The organism is Streptacidiphilus melanogenes (genome assembly GCF_000787835.1).
In the GTDB taxonomy this organism is placed as follows: domain Bacteria; phylum Actinomycetota; class Actinomycetes; order Streptomycetales; family Streptomycetaceae; genus Streptacidiphilus; species Streptacidiphilus melanogenes.
In genome coordinates this window covers 1-24,896 of sequence record NZ_BBPP01000036.1, presented here as the reverse complement: position 1 = coordinate 24,896, position 24,896 = coordinate 1, and the positions used below count along the sequence as shown (strand labels likewise).

The following is a 24,896-nucleotide window of genomic DNA, read 5'->3' as shown; positions in this document are numbered from 1 at the left end:
AGGGGCGCGGGGCCGTCCGCCTCGCGTGGTTACTCGCGCAGTTCCCCGCGGCCCTGGGTCGAGTGCAGGTGGGCCTTGTCCGCAGCTGCTCGTCCCTGCTCCCAGCCGTCCAGGTCCGAGACCCGGATCGCGCGGCCCTTCTTGATGCTGGGGAAGAGCGCCAGCGTCTGCTCTTCGACGGCTTCCTGGCGGGCCGCCAGGACGGGCAGGAGGTTGCCTGCCGAGGTCTCCGCCTCCGCCTGGGCCGTCGCGGCGGTCAGTCGCTCGCGGATGCGGCTGGCGTAGGCGACCAGGAAGGACTGGCGGAAGGCCTTGCTGCGTCCGCCCTGCTGGACCCTGCCGCTGTTCATCGCGGTGACTCCCTGCACCAGCAGCGAGGTGAAGAGCAGCTCCACCGCGTCCAGGTCGGCCTCGAAGCCGACGACGGTGCAGAAGCCGTTCTGCTTGTCCCAGACCGCCTGGGCGCGGTTCGCGGAGGCGACCGCGTCCAGCAGCAGAGCCTTCGCCGACTCGTACGGGTTGTCGATGCCCACCCGGATCGCCGCAGGCAGCGTGCGGTCCCCGTTGCGCGCCGCGAGCAGCGCCTCGTCGATGCTGTGGCGGGCCATCAGCTCCTGCGCCTTCGCAGTGAAGGCCTCCGCCTCCTCGGCGTAGGTCGTCGCCTCCGCCTTGGCCAGCAGCGCGCGGATCCGCGCCAGTTGCTTCGGCTCGCCGGGCACCGGCGCGGTGAGCACGGCGCCGGACCCGGGCACCGGGCCGACCTGGGTGAGCACCGGGGCCGTGCCCCACAGGCGCAGCAGCTCCAGCAGGTGGATCACCGAGGAGAAGCGGTCCAGGCGCAGCCGCGCGGACGCCGTCCCGAGCCAGTCGGCGTCCTCCGCCCAACCCGGCCGCTCCGCGTCGAGCTCGCGCAGCTGCTCCGCCCAGCGGCGGTCGAACGCCGCGGGGGAGTAGCGGCGGGCCTCCGCCGCGATCAGGTCGACGGCCAGGGAGACGTGGGCCGGCTTCAGCTGCCGACGGGTGAGCCGGACCACGTCGGCCGGCTGCCAGAAGCCGCGCGACCACATGGAGCCGAGCAACTCCTCGGCCTGGCAAAGGAGTTCGCGGTCGACGGCGACGCGTTCGGCGCCCTGCGCGGACAGCCGCGAGGCCCAGTCCTCGACCGCTCGCTCGGCCTGCCGCGGCGGTGCGTACCGGGTGTCCCGCAGTGCCTGCGCGACCAGCTCGCGGGTCCCTGAATCCCTGCTCATACCCCCAGTGTCTCAAGTCGAAAGACGCTGCTCGAAGATCGGACCCCACGCGATCACCAGTCCGGCACACCGGTATGGCAAGCTGTCTCCCCTCAAAGGCCCCCAGCGACAACACGAAGCGAGCACGCCCCATGGCCGACCGCCCCGTGATAACCAAGACCCACCGCACCCTCATCGGTGTGGTGGCCGCCGGCGCGTTCGTCATCGCCGGCATCGGTTTCGCAGGCTCCTACTCCGCTGTCCGCGTGCTTGCCACACGCAAGGGCTTCGGACTCTTCGCCTACGTGTTCCCGATCGGCGTCGACGTCGGCATCGCCGTGCTGCTGGCGCTCGACCTGGTGCTCACCTGGCTGCGCATCCCGTTCCCACTGCTGCGGCAGGCGGCCTGGACGCTGACCGTCGGCACCATCGTCTTCAACGCGGCCTCCTCCGTCGGCGACCCGCTTGCGATGGGGATGCACGCGATCATCCCGCTGCTCTTCATCGTCGTCGTCGAGGCGGCGCGGCACGCCGTCGGCCGGATCGCCGACATCACCGCCGACCGCTACATGGAGTCGGTCCGGCTGTTCCGCTGGATCCTCGCCCCGCTGCCGACCTTCGTGCTCTGGCGGCGGATGAAGCTGTGGGAGCTGCGCTCGTACGACGAGGTCATCCGTCTGGAGCAGAACCGCCTCGTCTACCGGACGCACCTGCGCGCCCAGTACGGCCGTGGCTGGCGCTACCGGGCCCCGCTGGAGCTGCTGCTGCCGCTCAAGCTGGCTCGTTACGGGGTCCCGCTCGACCTGGACGTGGTCCGCGGCCACCGGGACTTCCAGGAGGTCGAGCCGATCGCGGCCCCCGCGCTGGAGGCCCCGGCGCCGCACACCGCACCGCATCCGCAGCCGGTGGACCAGCCCCAGCAGGCGGAGCAGCCGGAGGCGTACGGCTCACCCGTTCGGCCGTACGCGCAGCCGCAGTCTCAGCAACCCCAGCCCCAGCAGGCCCAGCAGCCCGTGCAGCCTCAGCAGCCCCAGCCGCCCGTGCAGCCCCAGGCCGAGTCGCAGCCCTCCGTGGACCCGCTGGTGGTCAACACGCTGCAGACCGTGGTCCGCAACCGTCACCGGCGCCTGCTCAACGTCCCGGACCAGACCGGACAGGCCGTGGGGGAGGACCAGGAGGCCGCCGCGGCCGACCCGTCGACCCGCGGTATCGGCTGGCTGCCGAACCAGCAGCCGCCGTACCCGCCGCCGGGCCCGGAGGCCTGGTTCGCGCCGCAGCGCGAGGGCGAGGAGCCGCTCGACCTGTACTTCGAGGCGCTCACCTCGTTCATGGGGACCTACAACCAGGAACCGGACCCGGGGCAGCTGAGCGAGTACCTGGCCGCCGAGTACGGCGTCCAGGTGTCGCCCGCCCTGCTGGACCGTCACTGGGCGGAGCTCGGCAAGCGGTATGCGGAGAGGGTCGAGACCAGCTCCTGAGCTTCTGTCACAAGCTCGTGACAGCAATGGCCACAGAAGCGCGGCACCATGCGGGATCCCCGCTCGTCTTGCAATATGGGGAGAGCAGGCGAGCGGGGAGGTCGCAGTGTCGATGATGCAGCCGATGCCACCGGGGAATCCGTGGCAGCGCCCTGTCGTCCCGCAGTCCGCGATGCGCGCGTCCCAGGCGGACCGCGAGCGGACCGTGGACGTGTTGAAGGCCGCCTTCGCCGAGGGTCGGCTCAGCACCGACGAGTACCACGACCGCTCCGAGCGCGCCCAGTTCGCGCAGACCTACGGGCAGCTCGGGCTGCTGGTGCAGGACCTGCCGGTCGGGCCGATGCCCACGCCGATGATGTCGCCCCCGCCGGCCTTCGCGGCGATGCCGCCGCCGCAGTCGCTGCCGCCGTACGGCTACATCCCGCCGAACTGGCCTCCGGTCCGTCGGCGCACCAACGGCGCCGCGATAGCGTCGCTGCTGCTCGGCCTGGCTCAGCTGGTCAGTGTCGGGGCGACCGGCCTGCCCGCGCTGATCTGCGGCATCGTCGCCAAGAACCAGCTGCGCACGCGGGACGAGGAGGGGGACGGCATGGCCACGGCCGGCATCATCCTCGGCAGCCTGGGCACGGTCCTGTGGACTTTCTTCTTCCTTCTCGCGATTCGTCACGGCTAGGCTGCCTGCCGACTTGACAGCCGTACATTGCGCCCACATCCATTTGTTTTGACCGGGGCCCTTGCGCTAGGTACGCTCTGACCTTGTGCCTGGGGTGTCCCCGGGTCTCTCGCGCGTGCGTGCACATCGGCCGCCGCGCATGGGATACCGCGCTACCACACATCCGAGCTCTAAGCCAGCTGGGGCATGTGCAGGGAGTCCGACACACCCGACCGCGTGGGTCGGGAGTCGGTGAGACGCACCAGGTTAGTTTCACCAGCCTTGGCACAGAGAATCGGAGATACGGTGCCTACGATCCAGCAGCTGGTCCGAAAGGGCCGGCAGGACAAGGTCGAGAAGAACAAGACGCCCGCACTGAAGGGTTCGCCCCAGCGCCGCGGCGTCTGCACGCGTGTGTACACGACCACCCCGAAGAAGCCGAACTCGGCTCTTCGTAAGGTCGCGCGTGTGCGCCTCACCAGCGGGATCGAGGTCACCGCTTACATTCCGGGTGAGGGTCACAACCTGCAGGAGCACTCCATCGTGCTCGTGCGTGGCGGTCGTGTGAAGGACCTGCCGGGTGTGCGTTACAAGATCATCCGCGGCTCCCTTGACACCCAGGGTGTCAAGAACCGCAAGCAGGCCCGCAGCCGCTACGGCGCCAAGAAGGAGAAGTAAAAAATGCCTCGTAAGGGCCCTGCCCCGAAGCGCCCGGTCATCATCGACCCGGTTTACGGCTCCCCTGTGGTGACCCAGCTCGTCAACAAGATCCTCCTGCACGGCAAGCGCTCCACCGCCGAGCGCATCGTGTACGGCGCCCTCGAGGGCGTCCGCGAGAAGACCGGCAACGACCCGGTGGTCGCGCTCAAGCGCGCCCTGGAGAACGTCAAGCCGACTCTCGAGGTCAAGTCCCGCCGTGTCGGTGGCGCCACCTACCAGGTGCCGGTCGAGGTCAAGCCGGGCCGCGCCAACACGCTGGCCCTGCGCTGGCTGGTCGGTTACTCCCGCGCCCGTCGCGAGAAGACCATGACCGAGCGTCTCCTCAACGAGATCCTGGACGCCAGCAACGGTCTGGGTGCCTCCGTGAAGCGTCGTGAGGACACCCACAAGATGGCCGAGTCCAACAAGGCCTTCGCGCACTACCGCTGGTAGTCCGAACCCCGTCACTCAAAGACAGAGAGAGAACGAGCCACCATGGCTGCAACCTCCCTTGACCTGGCCAGGACCCGCAACATCGGGATCATGGCCCACATCGACGCGGGCAAGACCACCACGACCGAGCGCATCCTGTTCTACACCGGTGTGTCTTACAAGATCGGTGAGGTCCACGACGGCGCTGCCACGATGGACTGGATGGAGCAGGAGCAGGAGCGCGGCATCACGATCACGTCGGCCGCGACGACCTGTCACTGGACCGTCGACGGCGTCGACAACACCATCAACATCATCGACACCCCGGGTCACGTCGACTTCACCGTCGAGGTGGAGCGTTCGCTCCGCGTGCTCGACGGCGCCGTGACGGTGTTCGACGGTGTGGCCGGTGTCGAGCCGCAGTCCGAGACGGTGTGGCGTCAGGCCGACCGTTACGGCGTCCCGCGCATCTGCTTCGTGAACAAGCTGGACCGCACCGGCGCGGAGTTCTTCCGCTGTGTCGACTCCATCGTCGACCGCCTGGGCGCCACCCCGCTGGTCATGCAGCTGCCGATCGGTGCCGAGTCCGACTTCACCGGTGTCGTCGACCTGGTGAAGATGAAGGCCCTGGTCTGGTCCGCCGAGGCGACCAAGGGCGAGATGTACGACACCGTCGACATCCCGGCCTCGCACACCGAGCTCGCCGAGGAGTACCGGGCCAAGCTGCTCGAGACCTCCGCCGAGGGCGACGACGAGCTGATGGAGCTCTTCCTCGAGGGCCAGGAGCCCACCGAGGAGCAGCTCATCGCCGGCATCCGCCGCGGCACGCTCGCCAGCAACTTCACCCCGGTCTTCTGCGGCACCGCGTTCAAGAACAAGGGCGTCCAGCCCCTGCTCGACGCGGTCGTGAAGTACCTGCCGTCGCCGCTGGACGTCGAGTCCATCATCGGTCACAAGCCGGGCGACGAGTCGGTCGAGATCACCCGCAAGGCGTCGGACGACGAGCCGCTGGCCGCGCTGGCGTTCAAGATCATGTCTGACCCGCACCTGGGCAAGCTCACCTTCGTCCGCGTGTACTCCGGCCGCCTCGAGGCGGGCACCCAGGTGCTCAACTCGGTCAAGGGCAAGAAGGAGCGCATCGGCAAGATCTACCGCATGCACGCGAACAAGCGTGAGGAGATCGACTCGGTGGGCGCCGGCGACATCGTCGCCGTCATGGGCCTGAAGCAGACCACCACCGGTGAGACGCTGAGCGACGACAAGAACCAGGTGATCCTGGAGTCCATGGACTTCCCGGCCCCGGTCATCCGCGTCGCCATCGAGCCCAAGTCCAAGGGTGACCAGGAGAAGCTGGGTGTCGCCATCCAGCGTCTCGCGGAGGAGGACCCCTCCTTCCAGGTCAACACGGACGAGGAGACCGGCCAGACCATCATCGCGGGTATGGGCGAGCTGCACCTCGAGGTGCTGGTCGACCGTATGAAGCGTGAGTTCAAGGTCGAGGCCAACGTCGGCAAGCCGCAGGTCGCGTACCGCGAGACGATCCGCAAGGCCGTCGAGCGCATTGACTACACCCACAAGAAGCAGACGGGTGGCTCCGGTCAGTTCGCCAAGGTCCAGATCGCGATCGAGCCGCTGGAGTCCGGCGAGGGCTACGAGTTCGTGAACGCCGTCACCGGTGGTCGCGTGCCTCGTGAGTACATCCCCTCGGTCGACGCCGGTGCGCAGGAGGCCATGGAGTTCGGCATCCTCGCCGGCTACCCGCTCCAGGGCGTCCGCGTGACGCTGCTGGACGGTGCGTCGCACGACGTCGACTCCTCCGAGCTCGCGTTCAAGATCGCCGGTTCGATGGCGTTCAAGGAGGGTGCTCGCAAGGCGTCCCCCGTGCTGCTCGAGCCGATGATGGCCGTTGAGGTCACCACGCCCGAGGACTACATGGGCGACGTCATCGGCGACATCAACTCGCGCCGTGGCCAGATCCAGGCCATGGACGAGCGTTCCGGCGCCCGCGTCGTCAAGGCGCTCGTCCCGCTGTCCGAGATGTTCGGCTACGTCGGCGACCTGCGCAGCAAGACCTCGGGTCGCGCCAGCTACTCCATGCAGTTCGACTCGTACGCCGAGGTTCCCAAGAACGTGGCGGAAGAGATCGTGGCAAAGGCCAAGGGCGAGTAAGTACCTCGCATACCGGGATTTCCCGGTGCGAAACCTCGCATAGGCTGTACGGAGGTGGTCCTGGGGTCCACGTGACGTCGCGTGATGCACGTGATGTGTGGACCCCGGGCTCCTTCGGCCCCCCACCCCAGACCACCTGACGTCGAACGGCGTACAGAAACTGTCCTCAGGAGGACCCCAAAGTGGCTAAGGCCAAGTTCGAGCGAGTCAAGCCGCACGTCAACATCGGCACCATCGGTCACATTGACCACGGCAAGACGACCCTGACTGCCGCGATCACCAAGGTGCTGCACGACGCGTACCCGGAGATCAACCCCTTCACGCCGTTCGACCAGATCGACAAGGCGCCGGAGGAGCGTCAGCGCGGTATCACCATCTCCATCGCGCACGTCGAGTACCAGACCGAGGCGCGTCACTACGCCCACGTCGACTGCCCGGGTCACGCGGACTACATCAAGAACATGATCACCGGTGCCGCCCAGATGGACGGCGCGATCCTGGTCGTGGCCGCCACCGACGGCCCGATGCCGCAGACCAAGGAGCACGTCCTCCTGGCCCGCCAGGTCGGCGTCCCCTACATCGTCGTCGCCCTGAACAAGGCCGACATGGTGGACGACGAGGAGATCCTGGAGCTCGTCGAGCTCGAGGTCCGCGAGCTGCTCTCCGAGTACGAGTTCCCGGGCGACGACCTCCCGGTCGTCCGCGTCTCCGCGCTGAAGGCGCTGGAGGGCGACAAGGAGTGGGGCGACAAGCTCCTCGGCCTGATGCACGCGGTCGACGAGGCCATCCCGACCCCCGAGCGTGACGTCGACAAGCCGTTCCTGATGCCGATCGAGGACGTCTTCACGATCACCGGTCGTGGCACCGTCGTCACCGGTCGTATCGAGCGTGGTGTCCTGAAGGTCAACGAGACCGTCGACATCATCGGCATCAAGACCACCAAGACCACCACCACGGTCACGGGCATCGAGATGTTCCGCAAGCTGCTCGACGAGGGCCAGGCCGGTGAGAACGTCGGTCTGCTGCTCCGTGGCATCAAGCGCGAGGACGTCGAGCGCGGCCAGGTCATCATCAAGCCGGGTTCGGTCACGCCGCACACCGACTTCGAGGCCCAGGCCTACATCCTGTCGAAGGACGAGGGTGGCCGCCACACCCCGTTCTTCAACAACTACCGCCCGCAGTTCTACTTCCGTACCACGGACGTGACCGGCGTCGTGACCCTCCCCGAGGGCACCGAGATGGTCATGCCGGGCGACAACACCGCCATGACGGTCGCGCTGATCCAGCCGGTCGCCATGGAGGAGGGCCTGAAGTTCGCCATCCGTGAGGGTGGCCGTACCGTCGGCGCCGGCCAGGTCACCAAGATCGTCAAGTAATTGACATCTCGCTGATCTAGCGTCAGAAACCCCCCACCGGTTTACCGGTGGGGGGTTTCCGCATGTCGCGCCGGTCACGTGCGTCGGCTTGATTGGCGTCCGCGCTGTCCGGTATGGCACACTAGTCAAGTTGCTCGGTTGAGCGCCGATGTTGCGCGCCTCCGCTTTGCTCCGGCCCCTTGGGTCGGTGGCTGGGGTCGGAGGACCGAAAGCGAGTCCCACAGTACTCGTCGTGCCCGTGATGGCCGTTTGTCTGTGATCCAGCACGTCTGGACGAGACGCGGCAGCTGCGGCGCGAAAGTACGGGAATCTTTCGGGAAGCGTAGGCAAAGGCGCCGATCCGGTGTTTCCGCCAAGGCTTCATTGCGAAGGCGAGTACGACACGCCCGACCGCGTGGGTCGGCGAAACGCCCCTGAGGGTTCCACCCGGAGCCCGCAGGCGTAGAGGCAGCAGAGACAGAAGGACTACGAAGTAGCCATGGCGGGACAGAAGATCCGCATCCGGCTCAAGGCCTACGACCACGAGGTCATCGACTCCTCGGCGAAGAAGATCGTCGAGACGGTGACGCGTACTGGTGCGCAGGTCGCGGGCCCGGTGCCGCTGCCCACTGAGAAGAACGTGTACTGCGTCATCCGCTCGCCGCACAAGTACAAGGACTCGCGCGAGCACTTCGAGATGCGCACGCACAAGCGCCTGATCGACATCCTCGACCCGACGCCCAAGACCGTTGACTCTCTGATGCGACTCGACCTGCCGGCCGGTGTCGACATCGAGATCAAGCTCTGAGGGGCGTGAGCTGAGAATGGCTAAGCAGATCAAGGGCATCCTGGGCGAGAAGCTCGGCATGACGCAGGTCTGGGACGAGAACAACCGCATCGTCCCGGTGACCGTCGTCAAGGCCGGCCCGAACGTCGTGACCCAGGTCCACACCGCCGATGGCACCGGCTACGACGCCGTGCAGATCGGCTTCGGCGACATCGACCCGCGCAAGGTGAACAAGCCCCTCGCGGGTCACTTCGCCAAGGCCGGCGTGACCCCGCGCCGCCACCTGGTCGAGCTGCGCACGACCGACGCCTCCGAGTACACCCTCGGCCAGGAGATCACCGCTGAGGTGTTCGAGGCCGGTGCCCGCGTCGACGTGACCGGCACCAGCAAGGGCAAGGGCTTCGCCGGTGTCATGAAGCGTCACAACTTCAAGGGCCTCGGCGCCGGCCACGGCGTGCAGCGCAAGCACCGCTCGCCCGGCTCCATCGGTGGCTGCGCCACCCCGGGTCGCGTCTTCAAGGGTCTGAAGATGGCCGGCCGTATGGGCCACGAGCGTGTCACCACGCAGAACCTGACCGTCCACGCCGTTGACGCGGAGAAGGGTCTGCTGCTCATCAAGGGCGCCGTCCCCGGTCCGAACGGCGGCCTCGTCCTGGTCCGCACTGCGGCGAAGGGGGCCTGAAGTAATGAGCACCATCAACGTTCTCTCCCCCGCGGGTGAGACCGTCGGCACCGTCGAGCTGCCGGCTGAGATCTTCGACGCCAAGGTCAGCGTTCCGCTGATGCACCAGGTGGTCGTCGCTCAGCTCGCCGCTGCTCGTCAGGGCACGCACAAGGCGAAGAGCCGCGGCGAGGTCCGTGGTGGCGGCAAGAAGCCGTACCGCCAGAAGGGCACCGGCCGCGCCCGCCAGGGTTCGACCCGTGCGCCGCAGTTCGCCGGTGGTGGCGTCGTGCACGGTCCCGTGCCGCGTGACTACTCGCAGCGGACCCCGAAGAAGATGAAGGCCGCCGCTCTGCGTGGCGCCCTGACCGACCGGGCCCGCAACGCTCGCATCCACGTCGTCACCGGCGTGACCGCGACCGAGGCGCCGTCCACCAAGGCTGCCCGCACGCTGCTCGGCAAGATCAGCGAGCGCAAGAACGTCCTGCTGGTCGTCGAGCGTGACGACGAGCTGTCGCTCCTCAGCGCCCGCAACCTGCCGACCGTGCACATCCTGGACGCCGGTCAGCTGAACACCTACGACGTGCTCGTCTCCGACGACGTGGTCTTCACCCAGGCCGCCTTCGAGCGTTTCGTGGCCGGTCCGGTCGCGTCCGCCAAGGCTGTCGCTGCTGAGGGCGAGCTCGATGGGAGCGCCGCCTGATGAGCGAGATCACGAGCAAGACGTACACGGACCCCCGTGACGTCCTGATCAAGCCGGTCATCTCCGAGAAGAGCTACGCGCTCCTCGACGAGTCGAAGTACACGTTCATCGTGTCGCCGGACGCCAACAAGACGCAGATCAAGCAGGCCGTCGAGGCGGTCTTCTCGGTCAAGGTCGCCAACGTGAACACGATCAACCGCAAGGGCAAGCGCAAGCGCTCCCGCACCGGTTTCGGCAAGCGCAAGGACACCAAGCGCGCCATCGTGACGCTGGCAGAGGGCAGCATCGACATCTTCGGGAACGCCCCGGCCGCCTGAGGCGCCAGGGAATCCCGTAACGGTTAAGGACAGAAGAAGCCATGGGCATCCGCAAGTACAAGCCGACAACGCCGGGCCGTCGCGGCTCCAGCGTTGCCGACTTTGTCGAGATCACGCGGTCCGAGCCGGAGAAGTCGCTGGTCCGCCCGCTGCACAGCAAGGGCGGTCGCAACAACACCGGTCGCGTGACCGTTCGCCACCAGGGTGGCGGCCACAAGCGCGCGTACCGTGTGATCGACTTCCGTCGTCACGACAAGGACGGCGTCCCGGCCAAGGTCGCGCACATCGAGTACGACCCGAACCGCACCGCGCGCATCGCGCTGCTGCACTACGCAGACGGCGAGAAGCGCTACATCATCGCTCCGGCCAAGCTCGGCCAGGGCGACCGGGTTGAGGCCGGCCCCAACGCCGACATCAAGCCGGGCAACAACCTCCCGCTGCGCAACATCCCCGTGGGTACCGTCATCCACGCGGTGGAGCTGCGTCCGGGCGGCGGCGCCAAGCTGGCCCGCTCCGCCGGTTCCAGCATCCAGCTGCTCGCGCGTGAGGGCGTCTACGCCCACCTGCGCATGCCGTCGGGCGAGGTCCGCCTCGTCGACGCGCGCTGCCGGGCGACCGTTGGCGAGGTCGGCAACGCCGAGCAGTCCAACATCAACTGGGGTAAGGCCGGCCGTATGCGCTGGAAGGGCGTCCGCCCGACCGTGCGTGGTGTCGCCATGAACCCGATCGACCACCCGCACGGTGGTGGTGAGGGTAAGACCTCCGGTGGTCGCCACCCGGTTTCGCCGTGGGGCCAGAAGGAGGGTCGCACTCGCAAGCCGAAGAAGGCGAGCGACAAGCTGATCGTCCGCCGCCGCAAGACGAACAAGAAGCGCTAGGAGCAGTCTCGATGCCGCGCAGTCTCAAGAAGGGTCCCTTCGTCGACGACCACCTGATGAAGAAGGTGGACAGTCAGAACGAGGCCGGTACCCAGAACGTCATCAAGACCTGGTCCCGTCGCTCCATGATCGTTCCGGCGATGCTGGGGCACACCCTCGCGGTGCACGACGGCCGCAAGCACATCCCGGTGTTCGTCACCGAGTCGATGGTCGGCCACAAGCTCGGCGAGTTCGCGCCGACCCGCACGTTCAAGGGTCACGTCAAGGACGACCGCAAGTCCAAGCGTCGCTGACCTGCGAAGCGAAGACACGATGACCAACACCATCAAGGGGACAACCATGGAAGCCAGGGCTCAGGCGCGGTACATCCGCGTGACGCCCATGAAGGCCCGCCGCGTGGTGGACCTTGTCCGTGGCATGAATGCCACGGAGGCCCAGGCGGTCCTGCGATTCGCTCCGCAGGCCGCTTCGGTGCCCGTTCTCAAGGTGCTCAACAGCGCCGTTGCGAACGCCGCGCACAACTACAACCACAACGACGTCGACAGCCTCTACATCGCTGAGGCGTTCGTCGACGAGGGCCCGACCCTCAAGCGTTTCCGTCCGCGGGCCCAGGGCCGCGCGTACCGGATCCGCAAGCGGACGAGCCACATCACCGTGGTCGTCGCGTCGAAGGAAGGGACCCGGTAATGGGCCAGAAGGTTAACCCGCACGGGTTCCGCCTCGGCATCACCACGGACTTCAAGTCCCGCTGGTACGCCGACAAGCTGTACAAGGACTACGTCAAGGAAGACGTCGCGATCCGTCGCATGATGACGTCCGGCATGGAGCGCGCCGGTATCTCGAAGGTTGAGATCGAGCGCACCCGTGACCGCGTGCGGGTGGACATCCACACCGCCCGCCCGGGCATCGTCATCGGCCGCCGCGGCACCGAGGCCGACCGCATCCGCGGCGACCTCGAGAAGCTGACCGGCAAGCAGGTCCAGCTGAACATCCTCGAGGTCAAGAACCCCGAGCTGGACGCCCAGCTCGTGGCTCAGGGCGTCGCGGAGCAGCTGTCCTCCCGCGTCTCCTTCCGTCGCGCCATGCGTAAGAGCATGCAGGGCACGATGAAGTCCGGTGCCAAGGGCATCAAGATCCAGTGCTCCGGCCGTCTGGGCGGCGCTGAGATGTCCCGCAGCGAGTTCTACCGCGAGGGTCGTGTGCCGCTGCACACGCTCCGCGCCAACGTGGACTACGGCTTCTTCGAGGCCAAGACCACCTTCGGTCGCATCGGCGTGAAGGTGTGGATCTACAAGGGTGATGTCAAGAACATCGCCGAGGTCCGCGCCGACAACGCCGCTGCCAAGGCCGGGAACCGTCCGCCGCGTGCGGGTGGCCCGGGCGAGCGCCCCCGTCGGGGCGGCGACCGTCCCGCCGGCGGCCGTGGCCGCCGTCCGCAGCAGCAGAACACCGAGGCCGCCGCTCCCGCGGCGACCGAGGCTCCCGCTGCGGCTGAGACCACTACGGAGGCCTGACCATGCTGATCCCTCGCAGGGTCAAGCACCGCAAGCAGCACCACCCCAAGCGTCGTGGTGCGGCCAAGGGCGGTACCGAGGTTACGTTCGGCGAGTGGGGCCTGCAGGCCGTCACCCCGGCGTATGTGACGAACCGGCAGATCGAGTCCGCTCGTATCTCCATCACGCGTCACATCAAGCGTGGCGGCAAGGTGTGGATCAACATCTACCCGGACCGTCCGCTGACGAAGAAGCCTGCCGAGACCCGCATGGGTTCCGGTAAGGGTTCGCCGGAGTGGTGGATCGCCAACGTGCACCCGGGTCGGGTCATGTTCGAGCTGTCCTACCCGAACGAGAAGATGGCTCGTGAGGCGCTGACGCGCGCGGCTCACAAGCTCCCGATGAAGTGCCGGATCGTCCGGCGCGAGGCAGGTGAGAGCTGATGGCCGGCACCAAGGCTGCTGAGCTCCGTGAGCTGGACAACGAGGGTCTCGTTGCGCAGCTGCGTGAGCGCAAGGAGGAGCTGTTCAACCTCCGCTTCCAGGCGGCGACCGGGCAGCTCGACAACCACGGGCGGCTCAAGCTCGTCAAGAAGGACATCGCGCGGATCTACACCCTGATGCGCGAGCGCGAGCTGGGCATCGACACGGTGAAGGACGCCTGATGACTGAGAACACCAACGAGACGCGCGGTTTCCGCAAGACCCGTGAGGGTCTCGTCGTCAGCGACAAGATGGACAAGACCGTCGTCGTCGCCGTCGAGGACCGCGTCAAGCACGCGCTGTACGGCAAGGTCATCCGCCGTACCAACAAGCTGAAGGCGCACGACGAGGCCAACGCCTGCGGTGTCGGCGACCGTGTTCTCCTCATGGAGACCCGTCCGCTGTCCGCGACGAAGCGCTGGCGCGTCGTCGAGATCCTCGAGAAGGCCAAGTAACGAACGCGATTGGGTGCCGTCGTATGTGCCCGAGGCCCCGCCCCTGAAAAGGGGTCAGGGGTGCTCGGGTGAGCAGCGGCGGGCCCGGTCCCGATCGTTGACGATCAGGAGAAAGACGTGATCCAGCAGGAGTCGCGACTGCGTGTCGCCGACAACACGGGCGCGAAGGAGATCCTTTGCATCCGCGTTCTCGGTGGCTCCGGCCGGCGCTACGCGGGTATCGGCGACGTCATCGTGGCGACCGTCAAGGACGCGATCCCCGGTGGCAACGTGAAGAAGGGTGACGTGGTCAAGGCCGTCGTCGTCCGGACCGTGAAGGAGCGCCGTCGTCCGGACGGTTCCTACATCCGGTTCGACGAGAACGCCGCCGTCATCCTCAAGAACACCGAGGGTGACCCCCGTGGCACCCGCATCTTCGGCCCCGTCGGCCGTGAGCTGCGCGAGAAGAAGTTCATGAAGATCATCTCGCTTGCGCCGGAGGTGCTGTAACCGATGGCAGGCATGAAGATCAAGAAGGGTGACCTGGTCCAGGTCATCACCGGCAAGGACAAGGGCAAGCAGGGCAAGGTCATCCAGGCCTTCCCGACGGAGTCCAAGGTCCTCGTCGAGGGTGTCAACCGGGTCAAGAAGCACACCAAGGCCACGCCCACCGCGAACGGCTCGAAGGCCGGCGGCATCGTGACCGTCGAGGCCCCGATCCACGTGAGCAACGTTCAGCTCGTTGTGGAGAAGGACGGCAAGAAGGTCGTCACCCGCGTCGGCTACCGATTCGACGAGCAGGGCAACAAGATCCGCGTTGCCAAGCGCACCGGTGAGGACATCTGATGACCGACACCTCGACCCCGAAGGTCAGCCCCCGTCTCAAGGAGCGCTACCGCTCCGAGATCAAGGGTCAGCTGAACGAGCAGTTTGCTTACGAGAACGTCATGCTGATCCCCGGCCTGGTCAAGGTCGTGGTCAACATGGGTGTGGGCGACGCCGCCCGCGACTCGAAGCTGATCGACGGTGCGGTCAAGGACCTCACCGCGATCACCGGCCAGAAGCCGACCGTGACCAAGGCTCGCAAGAGCATCGCGCAGTTCAAGCTGCGTGAGGGTCAGCCGATCGGCGCCCACGTCACCCTTCGTGGTGACCGCATGTGGGAGTTCCTGGACCGCCTGATCTCGCTGGCGCTCCCGCGTATCCGCGACTTCCGTGGTCTGTCGCCGAAGCAGTTCGACGGCAAGGGCAACTACACCTTCGGTCTGACCGAGCAGGTCATGTTCCACGAGATCGACCCCGACAAGGTCGACCGCACCCGTGGTATGGACATCACCGTGGTGACCACCGCCCAGACCGACGACGAGGGCCGGGCACTGCTGCGGGCTCTCGGCTTCCCGTTCAAGGAGAGCTGACCCATGGCGAAGAAGGCGCTGATCGCCAAGGCGGAGCGCAAGCCGAAGTTCGGCGTCCGGGGCTACACCCGGTGCCAGCGCTGCGGCCGTCCGCACTCCGTGTACCGCAAGTTCGGCCTCTGCCGTGTCTGCCTTCGTGAGATGGCGCACCGCGGCGAGCTGCCGGGCGTGACCAAGAGCTCCTGGTAATCCTCCAGAAGCTTTGAGGTAAGCAACCTCGGAACAGCCGGGCTCCCGGCCTCCTGTAACCTTTGGAGGTCGGGGCCCGTGCTGCCCCGAATTCGTCTTACTACACCGCAGGTCCCGTGCCCCTTTACGCAAACGAGGCGCGCGGAAACCACGGTGAGAGAGGCCACAGGCCATCATGACCATGACCGACCCGATCGCAGACATGCTGACGCGTCTGCGAAACGCGAACTCGGCCTACCACGACTCCGTCGTGATGCCCCACTCGAAGATCAAGACTCACATCGCTGAGATCCTCAAGCAGGAGGGTTACATCACCTCCTGGAAGGTCGAGGACCCGAGCGAGGGCGAGGTCGGCAAGAAGCTGACCATCGACCTCAAGTTCGGCCCGAACCGTGAGCGCTCGATCGCGGGCATCAAGCGGATCTCGAAGCCGGGTCTGCGGGTCTACACCAAGTCCACCGCTATGCCGAAGGTGCTCGGCGGCCTGGGCGTGGCGATCATCTCCACGTCGCAGGGTCTGCTCACCGGCCAGCAGGCTGCCAAGAAGGGCGTGGGTGGGGAAGTCCTCGCCTACGTCTGGTAACTAAGGGAAACGGAGGTACAGCAATGTCTCGCATTGGACGGCTGCCCATCCCGGTTCCCGCCGGCGTGGACGTCACCATCGATGGCCGGACGGTCTCGGTGAAGGGCCCCAAGGGCTCCCTCACCCACTCCGTCGCCGCGCCGATCGAGATCGCGAAGGCTGAGGACGGCACTCTCGTCGTCTCCCGCCCGAACGACGAGCGCATGTCGAAGGCCCTGCACGGCCTGACCCGCACGCTGGTGGCGAACATGATCACCGGCGTGACCGCGGGCTACCGCAAGTCGCTCGAGATCAGCGGTGTTGGTTACCGCGTCGCGGCGAAGGGCTCCGACATGGAGTTCTCCCTCGGCTACAGCCACCCGATCCTGGTCCCGGCCCCGGAGGGCATCTCCTTCGTGGTCGAGTCGCCGACCAAGTTCCACGTGGACGGCATCGACAAGCAGAAGGTCGGCGAGGTCGCCGCGAAGATCCGCAAGCTGCGCAAGCCCGACCCGTACAAGGCCAAGGGCGTGAAGTACGCGGGCGAGGTCATCCGCCGCAAGGTCGGAAAGAGTGGTAAGTAACCCATGACTGTCGGTGTGAAGATCGGCAAGGGCAACGGCTACAAGGCCGCCGCCCGCAAGCGCCGCGCCATCCGCGTCCGCAAGCGCGTCTCCGGTACTCCGGTTCGTCCGCGCCTCGTGGTCTCCCGGTCCAACCGCCACATCGTGGCGCAGGTGATCGACGACCTCGCGGGCCACACCCTGGCTTCGGCGTCCACCCTCGACGTGTCCATCAAGGGCAACGAGGCTGACAAGACCGAGCAGGCCAAGAAGGTCGGAGCCCTGGTCGCCGAGCGCGCCAAGGCTGCCGGTATCGAGCAGGTCGTCTTCGACCGCGCGGGCAACCAGTACGCCGGCCGCATCGCGGCCCTGGCGGACGCCGCCCGTGAGGCCGGTCTGGACTTCTGACCCGCTGGCCACAGGCTGACGGACGTAAACGAGAGAGGTAATCCAATGGCTGGACCCCAGCGCCGCGGCAGCGGCGCCGGCGGCGGCACCGGCGGTGGCGAGCGGCGTGACCGTAAGCGTGACGGTCGTGACGGCGGCGCTGCCGTCGAGAAGACCGCCTACGTCGAGCGCGTCGTAGCGATCAACCGTGTCGCCAAGGTTGTCAAGGGTGGTCGTCGCTTCTCCTTCACCGCGCTGGTCGTGGTGGGCGATGGCGAGGGCACCGTGGGTGTCGGTTACGGCAAGGCCAAGGAGGTGCCGGCCGCCATCGCCAAGGGTGTGGAGGAGGCCAAGAAGCACTTCTTCAAGGTCCCCCGTATCCAGGGCACCATCCCTCACCCCATCCAGGGTGAGAAGGCCGCGGGCGTCGTCCTGCTCAAGCCGGCTTCCCCGGGTACCGGCGTTATCGCCGGTGGTCCGGTGCGTGCCGTGCTCGAGTGCGCCGGCGTTCACGACATCCTGTCGAAGTCCCTGGGCTCCGACAACGCGATCAACATCGTCCACGCGACCGTGGCCGCGCTGAAGGGCCTTTCGCGCCCCGAGGAGATCGCCGCCCGTCGTGGTCTGCCGCTGGAGGACGTTGCTCCGGCCGCGCTGCTGCGCGCCCGGGCTGCTGGGCAGGGGGCTGCGTAATGGCTCGCCTGAAGATCACCCAGGTCAAGTCCTACATCGGTAGCAAGCAGAACCACCGTGACACCCTGCGTTCGCTTGGTCTCAAGCGCATGCACGACGTGGTCGTGAAGGAGGACCGTCCCGAGATCCGCGGGATGGCCCAGACCGTCCGCCACCTCGTCACGGTCGAGGAGGTGGACTGAGATGGCGGAGCAGAACCCGCTGAAGATCCACAACCTGCGTCCCGCCCCGGGTGCCAAGACCGCCAAGACCCGTGTCGGTCGTGGTGAGGCGTCCAAGGGTAAGACCGCTGGTCGTGGTACCAAGGGCACCAAGGCCCGTTACCAGGTTCCGCAGCGCTTCGAGGGTGGGCAGATGCCCCTCCACATGCGTCTGCCGAAGCTGAAGGGCTTCAAGAACCCGTTCCGCGTCGAGTTCCAGGTCGTGAACCTCGACAAGCTGGCCGCGCTCTACCCGCAGGGTGGCGAGGTCACGGTCGAGGACCTGGTCGCGAAGGGTGCGGTTCGTAAGAACGCGCTCGTCAAGGTGCTCGGCACCGGCGAGATCTCCGTGGCGCTGCAGGTGTCGGTGGACGCCGTCTCCGGCTCCGCCGCCGAGAAGATCACCGCCGCCGGCGGCACGGTGACCGAGCTCATCTGAGCTCGTCGCTGACACTCGGGCCCGGCTTCCCCTTCGGGGGGAGCCGGGCCCGATGCTTTTCCCTGTGTCAGTCCTGTACCAGCAGGCCGACCGTCAGGCCCTTCACGTGGTCCGTCTTGAGGACCGTGTAGTGCGCGCGCAGGGCGTCCTGCTGGGACCGGGGGAGACCGGCGAGCGGGTCGTGGGTGTGGCCGAAGGTGACGACCCAGACCCGCGGAGCGCCGTCGAGGCAGGCCGCCGGGTCGGCGCACTCGGTGGGCACCAGGTCGTCGCGGGCGACGGCCGTCCGCGCGAGGAAGAGGTCCTTCGGGTGCGCCTTCGCCGGGAGGTAGTAGTCGAGGCCCAGGTCGAGCATGTAGACCGACGCGCCGCCCCGTTCCGGGACCATCGCGTCGCCCGGCCGGTACCCGGCGGCGATGGTGCGGGCGGCGTCGCGCCAGTCCGTGCCGGTGTGGCCCCACAGACCGCTCTGCTGCCGCAGGCCGGTGAAGGCGAGCGCGGCGACCACGACGACCGCGGCCGGGGCGGTCCAGCGGGCTCGCAGGAGGCGCTCGGCGCCCGCGCCGGCCAGGACGGTCCACAGGGGGACCGTGAAGAGCAGGTAGCGCTCCACCCAGTAGGAGTTGGACCCCTGGGAGGCGATCCAGACGGCCACGATCGGCAGGAACGGCACCGGCAGGTAGCGCAGGCCGTCCCGGGTCGTGCAGGCGACCAGCGCCAGCACCAGCAGCGCGATGCTGACCGGCCACGCGAAGGTGAGGTCGTGGATCATGCCGGGGAAGGCCAGCAGGTTCGGCCTCTGGATCCAGCTGATCTGCCGCCCCGACTCCGCGCGGCCCGCGAGCAGCAGGGGCGCCAGCAGGGCCAGCGCCAGCACCGTCGCGGCCAGCAGGCCGCGCCAGGCGCGGCGGCGGCGCGTCCGCACGAGCCACAGGTGGGAGGTGAGCACCGCCAGGGCGACGAGGTGCAGCAGGCCGGTCAGGACGAGCGCGCCCGCGTAGCCGAGCCATTCCAGGCGCATCCTGCGCCGCGACCAGTCCGGCTTGCAGTCGAGGATGCGCACCAGCTGCCAGGTGGCCAGCACCGCGGCCGCCGTGACCATGCCGTAGGACCGCGCCTCCTGGGCGTACCGCAGGACTGCCGGGACCAGGGCGAAGAGCAGGCCCGCCCACAGGCCGGCCCGTGCACCGAACAGGCGCTTGCCGAGCGCCGCCGTGAGGCCCGCGGTGAGGCCGACGGCCAGCACGCTGGGCGTGCGCAGGGCCACGGCGGAGTCGCCGAACACCGCCGTCCAGCCGTGCAGGAAGACGTAGTAGGCGCCGGAGACGGCGTCGACGTTGCCCAGCAGACCCCACAACTGTCCGAGGCTGCGGCTGGTCGCGCTCCAGGTGGCGAGTTCGTCACGCCAGAGCAGCGGGCGCCCGAGATGCCGGAAACCGAGCAGGAGCGCCAATACGGCGGGAGGAAGCCATACGGGCGTGCGTCGGAGCGCGCGGAGCAGCAAAGAAAGCCTCGGTCGTTCGATTGGGCGTCCCCCGGATGGAGTCCTGTCTACCAGTCCGGGATGCGCCGACGTGGGCCTCGAGGCGCTGTTCATGGGCAATTCACGACTCAATTACTCCTAAGGAGCACCGGGCGGGTGGACAGACGGTGGACAGAACGGACAAGTGCCTCGTTCGGTCTTGTGCAAAGGTCGTCAGCAGAGGAACTGGTCCTACCCCGCCTGGGTTCCGTGCTTCTTTCACGCGGCCACTGGCTGTTAGAGTCCGTGGAGTCCACTTGTAGGTTGGCCCCCCGTCTCGGTACAAGCCGCAACCCGGCAGTACCACCCAGACGGCGCCCCCCTGATCCACCGTCCCTCCCCGCCGCAGTCGGCCGGGAGCAGCAGGAGGCCCCGTGCTCACCGCGTTCGCCCGGGCGTTCAAGACGCCCGACCTGCGCAAGAAGCTGCTGTTCACGCTGGGCATCATGGTCGTGTTCCGGATGGGCGCGCACATCCCTGTGCCGGGCGTGAACTACGCGGGCGTGCAGCAGTGCCTCACGAACATGAACAAGGGCGGCGGCAACCAGCTGCTCGGCCTGGTGAACCTGTTCTCCGGCGGCGCGCTGCTGCAGATCACCGTCTTCGCGCTCGGGATCATGCCGTACATCACGTCGAGCATCATCCTGCAGCTGCTGACCGTCGTGATTCCGCGCCTCGACGCCCTCAAGAAGGAGGGCCAGGCCGGTCAGGCGAAGATCACGCAGTACACGCGTTACCTGACCATCGCCCTCGCGATCCTCCAGGCGACCGCGATCTCCGCGACCGCCCAGAACGGCGCGCTCTTCGGCAGCGCCTGCTCGGGCAGCACCGTCGTCCCGAACCAGTCGGTCTTCACCGTGGCCACCATGGTCATCACGATGACCGCCGGCACCACCGTCATCATGTGGCTCGGTGAGCTCGTCACCGACCGCGGCATCGGCAACGGCATGTCGATCCTCATCTTCACCTCGGTCGCGGCGCAGTTCCCGTCGCAGCTGTGGAGCATCAAGGCGAGCAAGGGCTGGCTGACCTTCTTCATCGTCATCGCGATGGGTCTGTGCATGGTCGGCCTGGTGGTCTTCGTCGAGCAGGCCCAGCGCCGCATTCCGGTCCAGTACGCGAAGCGCATGATCGGTCGCCGCGCCTACGGCGGTACGTCGACGTACATCCCGCTCAAGGTGAACCAGGCGGGTGTGATCCCTGTCATCTTCGCGAGCTCGCTGCTCTACATCCCGGCGCTGGTCGTGCAGCTCAGCGGCTCCACCTCGAAGGGCTGGGGCCAGTGGATCGAGCAGAACCTGGCGAAGAACAGTGACAGCGCGCTCTACATGATTCTGTACTTCGTCCTGATTGTCTTCTTTGCCTTCTTCTATGTGGCCATCTCCTTCAACCCCGAAGAAGTGGCCGACAACATGAAGAAGTATGGTGGGTTCATCCCGGGCATCCGGGCCGGCCGCCCGACGGCGGAATACCTGAACTATGTGCTGACCAGGATCACCTGGCCGGGCTCGCTCTACCTGGGCATCATCGCCCTGGTGCCCCTGATCGCACTCGGGCTGTTCTCGGCGTCGCAGAACTTCCCGTTCGGCGGCACGAGCATCCTCATCGTTGTGGGTGTCGGCCTTGAAACTGTGAAGCAGATCGAGAGCCAGCTCCAGCAGCGCAACTACGAAGGGTTCCTCCGCTGATGCGTATCGTCCTCGTCGGACCCCCGGGGGCCGGGAAGGGTACTCAGGCCGCGCTGCTGGCCAAGACCCTGTCCATCCCGCACGTGTCCACCGGCGACTTGTTCCGCGCCAACATCTCGCAGGGCACCGAGCTCGGTCGCCTGGCGAAGAGCATCATGGACACGGGCAAGCTGGTACCCGACGAGGTCACCATCGCGATGGTGAGGGACCGCCTCCAGCACGACGACTCCGACAACGGATTCCTGCTGGACGGCTTCCCGCGCAACACCGCGCAGGCCATCGCGCTGGACGAGATCCTCACGGAGTTCGGCATCGCCCTCGACGGCGTGCTGGACCTGGAGGTTCCCGAGGACGAGGTGGTCCGGCGCATCGCCGGCCGCCGCCTGTGCCGCAACGACAGCGGCCACATCTTCCACGTGCTGTACAACCCGCCGGCGGCCGAGGGCGTCTGCGACGAGTGCGGTGGCGAGCTCTACCAGCGCTCGGACGACAGCGAGGAGACCGTCCGCACCCGGCTGGAGGTCTACCACACGGAGACCGAGCCGATCATCGAGTACTACGCCAAGCAGGGCCTGGTCACCACGATCTCGGCCCTCGGCAAGGTCGACGAGGTCACCGAGCGCGCGATCGCCGCGCTGCGGGAGAACGCGAACGACTGAGTTTCCACTCTGGGCAGTTTCATGCCTGGGCTGCGGCCGTGACACCCTTGAGGGATGTCACGGCCGCAGTTGTCTTGTGCGGCCCTTGGTTGAGGAGAGCGGGAAGAGTGCATGGTTGAGATCAAGACGCCCGAGCAGATCGCGAAGATGCGGGAGGCCGGGCTGATCGTGGCCGAGGCGCTGAAGGCGGCGAGCGAGGCGGCCGTCCCCGGCGTCACCACGGGTGAGCTCGACGCCATCGCCAAGAAGGTCATCGAGGGCCACGGCGCCAAGTCCAACTTCCTCGGCTACCACGGCTTCACCGGTGTGATCTGCGCCTCCGTCAACGAGGAGGTCGTCCACGGCATCCCCGGCGACCGGGTGCTGAACGACGGCGACATCATCTCCATCGACTGCGGCGCGATCGTCGACGGCTGGCACGGTGACGCGGCCGTCACCGTCTTCGTCGGCGGCGGCCACGGGCCGGAGCTGCAGGCGCTCAGCGCCACCACCGAGGGCTCGATGTGGGCCGGCATCGCCCAGGTGAAGAAGAACAACCGGCTCTCCGACATCAGCCGCGGCATCGAGTCGTTCATCCGCCGCCAGCCGCTGCCGCCCCGCGGCAAGTACGGCATCGTCGAGGACTACGGCGGCCACGGCATCGGCTCCGCCATGCACATGGACCCGCACCTGCTGAACTACGTCGACCGCCGTCGCGGCCGCGGCATGAAGCTGGTGCCGGGCTTCTGCATCGCCATCGAGCCGATGATCACCCTCGGCACCCCGAAGACCCACGTGCTCGAGGACGAGTGGACGGTCATCAGCAACGACGGCACCTGGTCCTCCCACTGGGAGCACTCCGTCGCGCTGACGGAGGAGGGCCCGTTCGTGCTCACCGCCTTCGACGGCGGCAAGGCGAAGCTCGCCGAGCTCGGCGTGACCGTGGCGCCGGATCCTTTGGGTTGAGCACAGCCGCTGGGTTGATTTCGCGTTCACTTGCCCACTGACGTAGACTGCTGTGTCGGCTCACTCGTAGCTTGCTTCCGCATGTCCTCGCCCGTACGGGGCTGAGGGTGGACCTGTCCGAGGTCCCTGCGTGAGTGCCGACTACGGTAGTCGATTCCGGAAGGCGAATTCCGCAGGATTATGGCCAAGAAGCAAGGCGCCATCGAGATCGAGGGCACCGTGATCGAGTCTCTGCCGAATGCGATGTTCAAGGTGGAGCTGCAGAACGGTCACAAGGTTCTCGCGCACATCAGCGGCAAGATGCGCATGCACTACATCCGCATCCTCCCGGACGACCGGGTCGTCGTCGAGCTCAGCCCGTACGACCTGACCCGTGGTCGCATCGTCTACCGGTACAAGTAACCAGCAGATCCAGACCCGGAGATTGACAGTCAGATGAAGGTCAAGCCGAGCGTCAAGAAGATCTGCGACAAGTGCAAGGTGATCCGCCGTCACGGCCGGGTCATGGTGATCTGCGAGAACCTGCGCCACAAGCAGCGCCAGGGCTGATTTCACCCCCTGTACGGGTCGTAACTCTTCGCGCGACGCGAAAAACAACATGAAACGGGACGCCCGATCCGCTCGTTGCACACTGCGACGGACGGACTGCCACCCCCGGTCGGAGGCCGGGGCTCGATCAGCGGGAGCTGAACGGGTAGGCGTCGCGTCAGACCTCCGAGGAAACAACAGGAGCCAGATCCATGGCACGCCTCAGTGGCGTTGATCTCCCCCGCGAGAAGCGGATCGAGATCGCCCTCACCTACGTCTACGGCATCGGCCGCACCCTCGCGAAGAAGGCGCTGGACGAGACCGGTGTGAACCCGGACGTCCGCGTCCGCGACATCACCGAGGACGACCTCGTCAAGCTGCAGAAGTTCGTCGACGCGAACTTCGAGGTCGAGGGTGACCTCCGCCGTGCCGTCGCCGCCGACATCCGCCGCAAGGTCGAGATCGGCTGCTACGAGGGCCTGCGCCACCGCCGCGGCCTGCCGGTCCGCGGTCAGCGCACCCACACCAACGCGCGTACCCGCAAGGGCCCGCGTCGCGCGATTGCCGGCAAGAAGAAGCCGGGCAAGAAGTAGTCCGCCCCCTCAACCGGACTTCCATCCGGCCCGCTGGGCTAGCGGACCGACCACCTCATCAGGAGAAATCAGCTCATGCCTCCCAAGGGCCGTCAGGCTGCCGGCGCGAAGAAGATCCGCCGCAAGGAGAAGAAGAACGTCGCTCACGGCCACGCGCACATCAAGAGCACGTTCAACAACACGATCGTTTCGATCACCGACCCGTCCGGCAACGTGATCGCCTGGGCGTCCTCGGGCCACGTCGGCTTCAAGGGCTCCCGCAAGTCGACCCCGTTCGCCGCGCAGATGGCCGCCGAGGCCGCCGCGCGTCGTGCGCAGGAGCACGGCATGCGCAAGGTCGACGTCTTCGTCAAGGGCCCGGGCTCCGGTCGTGAGACCGCGATCCGCTCCATCCAGGCCACCGGCCTGGAGGTCGGCTCCATCCAGGACGTCACCCCCGTCCCGCACAACGGCTGCCGCCCGCCGAAGCGTCGCCGCGTCTGACGCTTCGGAGCTGCACAGCTCTCTCGATACGGCCTCCGGTTCATCCGGAGGCCGTATCCTTTGTTCGTCGGCATCAAATAGTGGGTGCCGAAGATCTATCTGGAGGATTCACCTCATGCTGATCGCTCAGCGTCCCACGCTGACCGAAGAGGTCGTCGACGAGTTCCGCTCCCGGTTCGTCATCGAGCCGCTGGAGCCGGGCTTCGGCTACACCCTCGGCAACTCCCTGCGTCGTACCCTCCTGTCCTCGATCCCCGGCGCC

Annotated in this window: 36 protein-coding genes and 1 pseudogene; 35 read left to right on the top strand and 2 right to left on the bottom strand. The window is 67.2% G+C overall.

The annotated features are described in order from the left end of the window. Positions 1-29: 29 nt before the first annotated feature. Positions 30-1,250 (bottom strand): DUF2786 domain-containing protein, encoded by a 1,221-nt coding sequence (locus TR49_RS29480; protein ID WP_084725580.1) that lies wholly within the window; start codon positions 1,248-1,250, stop codon positions 30-32. A gap of 131 nt (positions 1,251-1,381) precedes the next feature. On the opposite strand from TR49_RS29480, the gene TR49_RS40920 reads away from it, so the two are divergent. The 27 genes from TR49_RS40920 (at position 1,382) to rplO (ending at position 18,216) form a co-directional block, all read left to right on the top strand. Beyond that, positions 1,382-2,707, top strand: a complete 1,326-nt coding sequence (locus TR49_RS40920) for a DUF2637 domain-containing protein (protein ID WP_042387013.1) — start codon at positions 1,382-1,384, stop codon at positions 2,705-2,707. Positions 2,708-2,831: 124 nt separating this feature from the next. Next, a complete protein-coding gene (locus TR49_RS29470) occupies positions 2,832-3,380 on the top strand; it encodes a DUF1707 and DUF4190 domain-containing protein (protein ID WP_236653578.1) in 549 nt (182 codons plus the stop codon). Between the two features lie 285 nt (positions 3,381-3,665). After that, positions 3,666-4,037 (top strand): 30S ribosomal protein S12, encoded by a 372-nt coding sequence (gene rpsL / locus TR49_RS29465; protein WP_014144289.1) that lies wholly within the window; start codon positions 3,666-3,668, stop codon positions 4,035-4,037. A gap of 3 nt (positions 4,038-4,040) precedes the next feature. Next, positions 4,041-4,511, top strand: coding sequence for a 30S ribosomal protein S7 (rpsG, locus tag TR49_RS29460; RefSeq protein ID WP_037605734.1), 471 nt, complete (start codon positions 4,041-4,043; stop codon positions 4,509-4,511). A gap of 42 nt (positions 4,512-4,553) precedes the next feature. Further along, on the top strand, positions 4,554-6,659 hold the full coding sequence (gene fusA / locus TR49_RS29455; RefSeq protein ID WP_042387011.1) for an elongation factor G: 2,106 nt from the start codon (positions 4,554-4,556) through the stop codon (positions 6,657-6,659). A gap of 182 nt (positions 6,660-6,841) precedes the next feature. Beyond that, entirely contained in the window at positions 6,842-8,035 is a 1,194-nt protein-coding gene (gene tuf, locus TR49_RS29450; RefSeq protein ID WP_042387010.1) for an elongation factor Tu, read from the top strand. Between the two features lie 478 nt (positions 8,036-8,513). Then, positions 8,514-8,822 (top strand): 30S ribosomal protein S10, encoded by a 309-nt coding sequence (gene rpsJ, locus TR49_RS29445; protein WP_020549238.1) that lies wholly within the window; start codon positions 8,514-8,516, stop codon positions 8,820-8,822. Between the two features lie 16 nt (positions 8,823-8,838). Then, positions 8,839-9,483, top strand: a complete 645-nt coding sequence (rplC, locus tag TR49_RS29440) for a 50S ribosomal protein L3 (RefSeq protein ID WP_042387009.1) — start codon at positions 8,839-8,841, stop codon at positions 9,481-9,483. Positions 9,484-9,487: 4 nt separating this feature from the next. Next, positions 9,488-10,165 (top strand): 50S ribosomal protein L4, encoded by a 678-nt coding sequence (gene rplD / locus TR49_RS29435; protein ID WP_042387008.1) that lies wholly within the window; start codon positions 9,488-9,490, stop codon positions 10,163-10,165. After that, positions 10,165-10,482 (top strand): 50S ribosomal protein L23, encoded by a 318-nt coding sequence (rplW, locus tag TR49_RS29430; RefSeq protein ID WP_042367683.1) that lies wholly within the window; start codon positions 10,165-10,167, stop codon positions 10,480-10,482. The genes rplD and rplW overlap by 1 nt, the downstream gene beginning before the upstream one ends. Positions 10,483-10,523: 41 nt before the next feature. Continuing rightward, positions 10,524-11,360, top strand: a complete 837-nt coding sequence (gene rplB, locus TR49_RS29425; RefSeq protein WP_042367681.1) for a 50S ribosomal protein L2 — start codon at positions 10,524-10,526, stop codon at positions 11,358-11,360. An 11-nt stretch (positions 11,361-11,371) separates the two neighbouring features. Then, on the top strand, positions 11,372-11,653 hold the full coding sequence (rpsS, locus tag TR49_RS29420) for a 30S ribosomal protein S19 (RefSeq protein WP_042367679.1): 282 nt from the start codon (positions 11,372-11,374) through the stop codon (positions 11,651-11,653). Between the two features lie 46 nt (positions 11,654-11,699). Further along, positions 11,700-12,047, top strand: a complete 348-nt coding sequence (gene rplV / locus TR49_RS29415; RefSeq protein WP_042387082.1) for a 50S ribosomal protein L22 — start codon at positions 11,700-11,702, stop codon at positions 12,045-12,047. Further along, entirely contained in the window at positions 12,047-12,874 is an 828-nt protein-coding gene (gene rpsC, locus TR49_RS29410; protein ID WP_042387007.1) for a 30S ribosomal protein S3, read from the top strand. The genes rplV and rpsC overlap by 1 nt, the downstream gene beginning before the upstream one ends. Positions 12,875-12,876: 2 nt before the next feature. Then, positions 12,877-13,296 (top strand): 50S ribosomal protein L16, encoded by a 420-nt coding sequence (rplP, locus tag TR49_RS29405; protein WP_042367673.1) that lies wholly within the window; start codon positions 12,877-12,879, stop codon positions 13,294-13,296. Beyond that, on the top strand, positions 13,293-13,517 hold the full coding sequence (gene rpmC / locus TR49_RS29400; RefSeq protein WP_042367671.1) for a 50S ribosomal protein L29: 225 nt from the start codon (positions 13,293-13,295) through the stop codon (positions 13,515-13,517). The genes rplP and rpmC overlap by 4 nt, the downstream gene beginning before the upstream one ends. Next, complete coding sequence (gene rpsQ / locus TR49_RS29395) at positions 13,517-13,789, top strand: 30S ribosomal protein S17 (RefSeq protein ID WP_042367669.1); 273 nt, start codon at positions 13,517-13,519, stop codon at positions 13,787-13,789. Before rpmC ends, rpsQ begins: the two co-directional genes overlap by 1 nt. A 117-nt stretch (positions 13,790-13,906) precedes the next feature. Beyond that, positions 13,907-14,278: a 50S ribosomal protein L14 gene (gene rplN / locus TR49_RS29390; protein ID WP_042387006.1), complete on the top strand. Its 372-nt coding sequence runs from the start codon at positions 13,907-13,909 to the stop codon at positions 14,276-14,278. Positions 14,279-14,290: 12 nt separating this feature from the next. Then, the gene (gene rplX, locus TR49_RS29385) at positions 14,291-14,614 is read left to right on the top strand and encodes a 50S ribosomal protein L24 (protein ID WP_042387080.1); all 324 of its coding nucleotides are present in this window, start codon (positions 14,291-14,293) and stop codon (positions 14,612-14,614) included. Beyond that, on the top strand, positions 14,614-15,183 hold the full coding sequence (rplE, locus tag TR49_RS29380; RefSeq protein WP_042367665.1) for a 50S ribosomal protein L5: 570 nt from the start codon (positions 14,614-14,616) through the stop codon (positions 15,181-15,183). The genes rplX and rplE overlap by 1 nt, the downstream gene beginning before the upstream one ends. A gap of 3 nt (positions 15,184-15,186) precedes the next feature. After that, entirely contained in the window at positions 15,187-15,372 is a 186-nt protein-coding gene (locus TR49_RS29375) for a type Z 30S ribosomal protein S14 (RefSeq protein WP_037575347.1), read from the top strand. Between the two features lie 175 nt (positions 15,373-15,547). Further along, positions 15,548-15,955: a 30S ribosomal protein S8 gene (gene rpsH / locus TR49_RS29370; RefSeq protein ID WP_042387004.1), complete on the top strand. Its 408-nt coding sequence runs from the start codon at positions 15,548-15,550 to the stop codon at positions 15,953-15,955. Between the two features lie 23 nt (positions 15,956-15,978). Continuing rightward, on the top strand, positions 15,979-16,518 hold the full coding sequence (rplF, locus tag TR49_RS29365) for a 50S ribosomal protein L6 (RefSeq protein WP_042387003.1): 540 nt from the start codon (positions 15,979-15,981) through the stop codon (positions 16,516-16,518). A gap of 3 nt (positions 16,519-16,521) precedes the next feature. After that, a complete protein-coding gene (gene rplR / locus TR49_RS29360; protein WP_037605700.1) occupies positions 16,522-16,905 on the top strand; it encodes a 50S ribosomal protein L18 in 384 nt (127 codons plus the stop codon). A 45-nt stretch (positions 16,906-16,950) separates the two neighbouring features. Next, positions 16,951-17,577 (top strand): 30S ribosomal protein S5, encoded by a 627-nt coding sequence (rpsE, locus tag TR49_RS29355; protein ID WP_042387002.1) that lies wholly within the window; start codon positions 16,951-16,953, stop codon positions 17,575-17,577. Further along, positions 17,577-17,759 (top strand): 50S ribosomal protein L30, encoded by a 183-nt coding sequence (gene rpmD, locus TR49_RS29350; RefSeq protein ID WP_042367653.1) that lies wholly within the window; start codon positions 17,577-17,579, stop codon positions 17,757-17,759. Before rpsE ends, rpmD begins: the two co-directional genes overlap by 1 nt. Position 17,760: 1 nt before the next feature. Continuing rightward, a complete protein-coding gene (rplO, locus tag TR49_RS29345; protein WP_042367651.1) occupies positions 17,761-18,216 on the top strand; it encodes a 50S ribosomal protein L15 in 456 nt (151 codons plus the stop codon). A gap of 67 nt (positions 18,217-18,283) precedes the next feature. Here the strand turns inward: rplO and TR49_RS29340 are convergent, their stop codons facing one another. Further along, positions 18,284-19,669, bottom strand: a complete 1,386-nt coding sequence (locus TR49_RS29340) for a glycosyltransferase family 39 protein (protein ID WP_052434743.1) — start codon at positions 19,667-19,669, stop codon at positions 18,284-18,286. 443 nt (positions 19,670-20,112) lie between these two features. On the opposite strand from TR49_RS29340, the gene secY reads away from it, so the two are divergent. From secY to TR49_RS41825, 8 genes and pseudogenes are all read left to right on the top strand, one after another. Further along, positions 20,113-21,426: a preprotein translocase subunit SecY gene (gene secY, locus TR49_RS29335; protein ID WP_042387001.1), complete on the top strand. Its 1,314-nt coding sequence runs from the start codon at positions 20,113-20,115 to the stop codon at positions 21,424-21,426. After that, on the top strand, positions 21,426-22,085 hold the full coding sequence (locus TR49_RS29330) for an adenylate kinase (protein WP_042387000.1): 660 nt from the start codon (positions 21,426-21,428) through the stop codon (positions 22,083-22,085). The genes secY and TR49_RS29330 overlap by 1 nt, the downstream gene beginning before the upstream one ends. 111 nt (positions 22,086-22,196) lie before the next feature. Beyond that, positions 22,197-23,030 (top strand): type I methionyl aminopeptidase, encoded by an 834-nt coding sequence (gene map / locus TR49_RS29325; RefSeq protein ID WP_042386999.1) that lies wholly within the window; start codon positions 22,197-22,199, stop codon positions 23,028-23,030. Positions 23,031-23,210: 180 nt separating this feature from the next. After that, on the top strand, positions 23,211-23,432 hold the full coding sequence (gene infA, locus TR49_RS29320) for a translation initiation factor IF-1 (RefSeq protein ID WP_003956442.1): 222 nt from the start codon (positions 23,211-23,213) through the stop codon (positions 23,430-23,432). Between the two features lie 33 nt (positions 23,433-23,465). Then, the gene (rpmJ, locus tag TR49_RS29315; RefSeq protein WP_009740505.1) at positions 23,466-23,579 is read left to right on the top strand and encodes a 50S ribosomal protein L36; all 114 of its coding nucleotides are present in this window, start codon (positions 23,466-23,468) and stop codon (positions 23,577-23,579) included. A 191-nt stretch (positions 23,580-23,770) separates the two neighbouring features. After that, the gene (gene rpsM / locus TR49_RS29310) at positions 23,771-24,151 is read left to right on the top strand and encodes a 30S ribosomal protein S13 (protein ID WP_042386998.1); all 381 of its coding nucleotides are present in this window, start codon (positions 23,771-23,773) and stop codon (positions 24,149-24,151) included. Between the two features lie 75 nt (positions 24,152-24,226). Next, a complete protein-coding gene (gene rpsK, locus TR49_RS29305) occupies positions 24,227-24,634 on the top strand; it encodes a 30S ribosomal protein S11 (RefSeq protein ID WP_042367634.1) in 408 nt (135 codons plus the stop codon). A 115-nt stretch (positions 24,635-24,749) separates the two neighbouring features. Beyond that, positions 24,750-24,896 (top strand): annotated as a pseudogene (locus tag TR49_RS41825) (DNA-directed RNA polymerase subunit alpha); the annotation flags it as partial.

Coding starts and splice junctions, on each gene's coding strand:
- TR49_RS29480 (WP_084725580.1), bottom strand. CDS start 1,250: ATGAGCAGGGATTCAGGGACCCGCGAGCTGGTCGCGCAGGCACTGCGG.
- TR49_RS40920 (WP_042387013.1), top strand. CDS start 1,382: ATGGCCGACCGCCCCGTGATAACCAAGACCCACCGCACCCTCATCGGT.
- TR49_RS29470 (WP_236653578.1), top strand. CDS start 2,832: ATGCCACCGGGGAATCCGTGGCAGCGCCCTGTCGTCCCGCAGTCCGCG.
- rpsG (WP_037605734.1), top strand. CDS start 4,041: ATGCCTCGTAAGGGCCCTGCCCCGAAGCGCCCGGTCATCATCGACCCG.
- fusA (WP_042387011.1), top strand. CDS start 4,554: ATGGCTGCAACCTCCCTTGACCTGGCCAGGACCCGCAACATCGGGATC.
- rpsJ (WP_020549238.1), top strand. CDS start 8,514: ATGGCGGGACAGAAGATCCGCATCCGGCTCAAGGCCTACGACCACGAG.
- rplC (WP_042387009.1), top strand. CDS start 8,839: ATGGCTAAGCAGATCAAGGGCATCCTGGGCGAGAAGCTCGGCATGACG.
- rplD (WP_042387008.1), top strand. CDS start 9,488: ATGAGCACCATCAACGTTCTCTCCCCCGCGGGTGAGACCGTCGGCACC.
- rplW (WP_042367683.1), top strand. CDS start 10,165: ATGAGCGAGATCACGAGCAAGACGTACACGGACCCCCGTGACGTCCTG.
- rplB (WP_042367681.1), top strand. CDS start 10,524: ATGGGCATCCGCAAGTACAAGCCGACAACGCCGGGCCGTCGCGGCTCC.
- rpsS (WP_042367679.1), top strand. CDS start 11,372: ATGCCGCGCAGTCTCAAGAAGGGTCCCTTCGTCGACGACCACCTGATG.
- rplV (WP_042387082.1), top strand. CDS start 11,700: ATGGAAGCCAGGGCTCAGGCGCGGTACATCCGCGTGACGCCCATGAAG.
- rpsC (WP_042387007.1), top strand. CDS start 12,047: ATGGGCCAGAAGGTTAACCCGCACGGGTTCCGCCTCGGCATCACCACG.
- rplP (WP_042367673.1), top strand. CDS start 12,877: ATGCTGATCCCTCGCAGGGTCAAGCACCGCAAGCAGCACCACCCCAAG.
- rpsQ (WP_042367669.1), top strand. CDS start 13,517: ATGACTGAGAACACCAACGAGACGCGCGGTTTCCGCAAGACCCGTGAG.
- rplX (WP_042387080.1), top strand. CDS start 14,291: ATGAAGATCAAGAAGGGTGACCTGGTCCAGGTCATCACCGGCAAGGAC.
- rplE (WP_042367665.1), top strand. CDS start 14,614: ATGACCGACACCTCGACCCCGAAGGTCAGCCCCCGTCTCAAGGAGCGC.
- TR49_RS29375 (WP_037575347.1), top strand. CDS start 15,187: ATGGCGAAGAAGGCGCTGATCGCCAAGGCGGAGCGCAAGCCGAAGTTC.
- rpsH (WP_042387004.1), top strand. CDS start 15,548: ATGACCATGACCGACCCGATCGCAGACATGCTGACGCGTCTGCGAAAC.
- rplF (WP_042387003.1), top strand. CDS start 15,979: ATGTCTCGCATTGGACGGCTGCCCATCCCGGTTCCCGCCGGCGTGGAC.
- rplR (WP_037605700.1), top strand. CDS start 16,522: ATGACTGTCGGTGTGAAGATCGGCAAGGGCAACGGCTACAAGGCCGCC.
- rpsE (WP_042387002.1), top strand. CDS start 16,951: ATGGCTGGACCCCAGCGCCGCGGCAGCGGCGCCGGCGGCGGCACCGGC.
- rpmD (WP_042367653.1), top strand. CDS start 17,577: ATGGCTCGCCTGAAGATCACCCAGGTCAAGTCCTACATCGGTAGCAAG.
- rplO (WP_042367651.1), top strand. CDS start 17,761: ATGGCGGAGCAGAACCCGCTGAAGATCCACAACCTGCGTCCCGCCCCG.
- TR49_RS29330 (WP_042387000.1), top strand. CDS start 21,426: ATGCGTATCGTCCTCGTCGGACCCCCGGGGGCCGGGAAGGGTACTCAG.
- map (WP_042386999.1), top strand. CDS start 22,197: ATGGTTGAGATCAAGACGCCCGAGCAGATCGCGAAGATGCGGGAGGCC.
- infA (WP_003956442.1), top strand. CDS start 23,211: ATGGCCAAGAAGCAAGGCGCCATCGAGATCGAGGGCACCGTGATCGAG.
- rpmJ (WP_009740505.1), top strand. CDS start 23,466: ATGAAGGTCAAGCCGAGCGTCAAGAAGATCTGCGACAAGTGCAAGGTG.
- rpsM (WP_042386998.1), top strand. CDS start 23,771: ATGGCACGCCTCAGTGGCGTTGATCTCCCCCGCGAGAAGCGGATCGAG.
- rpsK (WP_042367634.1), top strand. CDS start 24,227: ATGCCTCCCAAGGGCCGTCAGGCTGCCGGCGCGAAGAAGATCCGCCGC.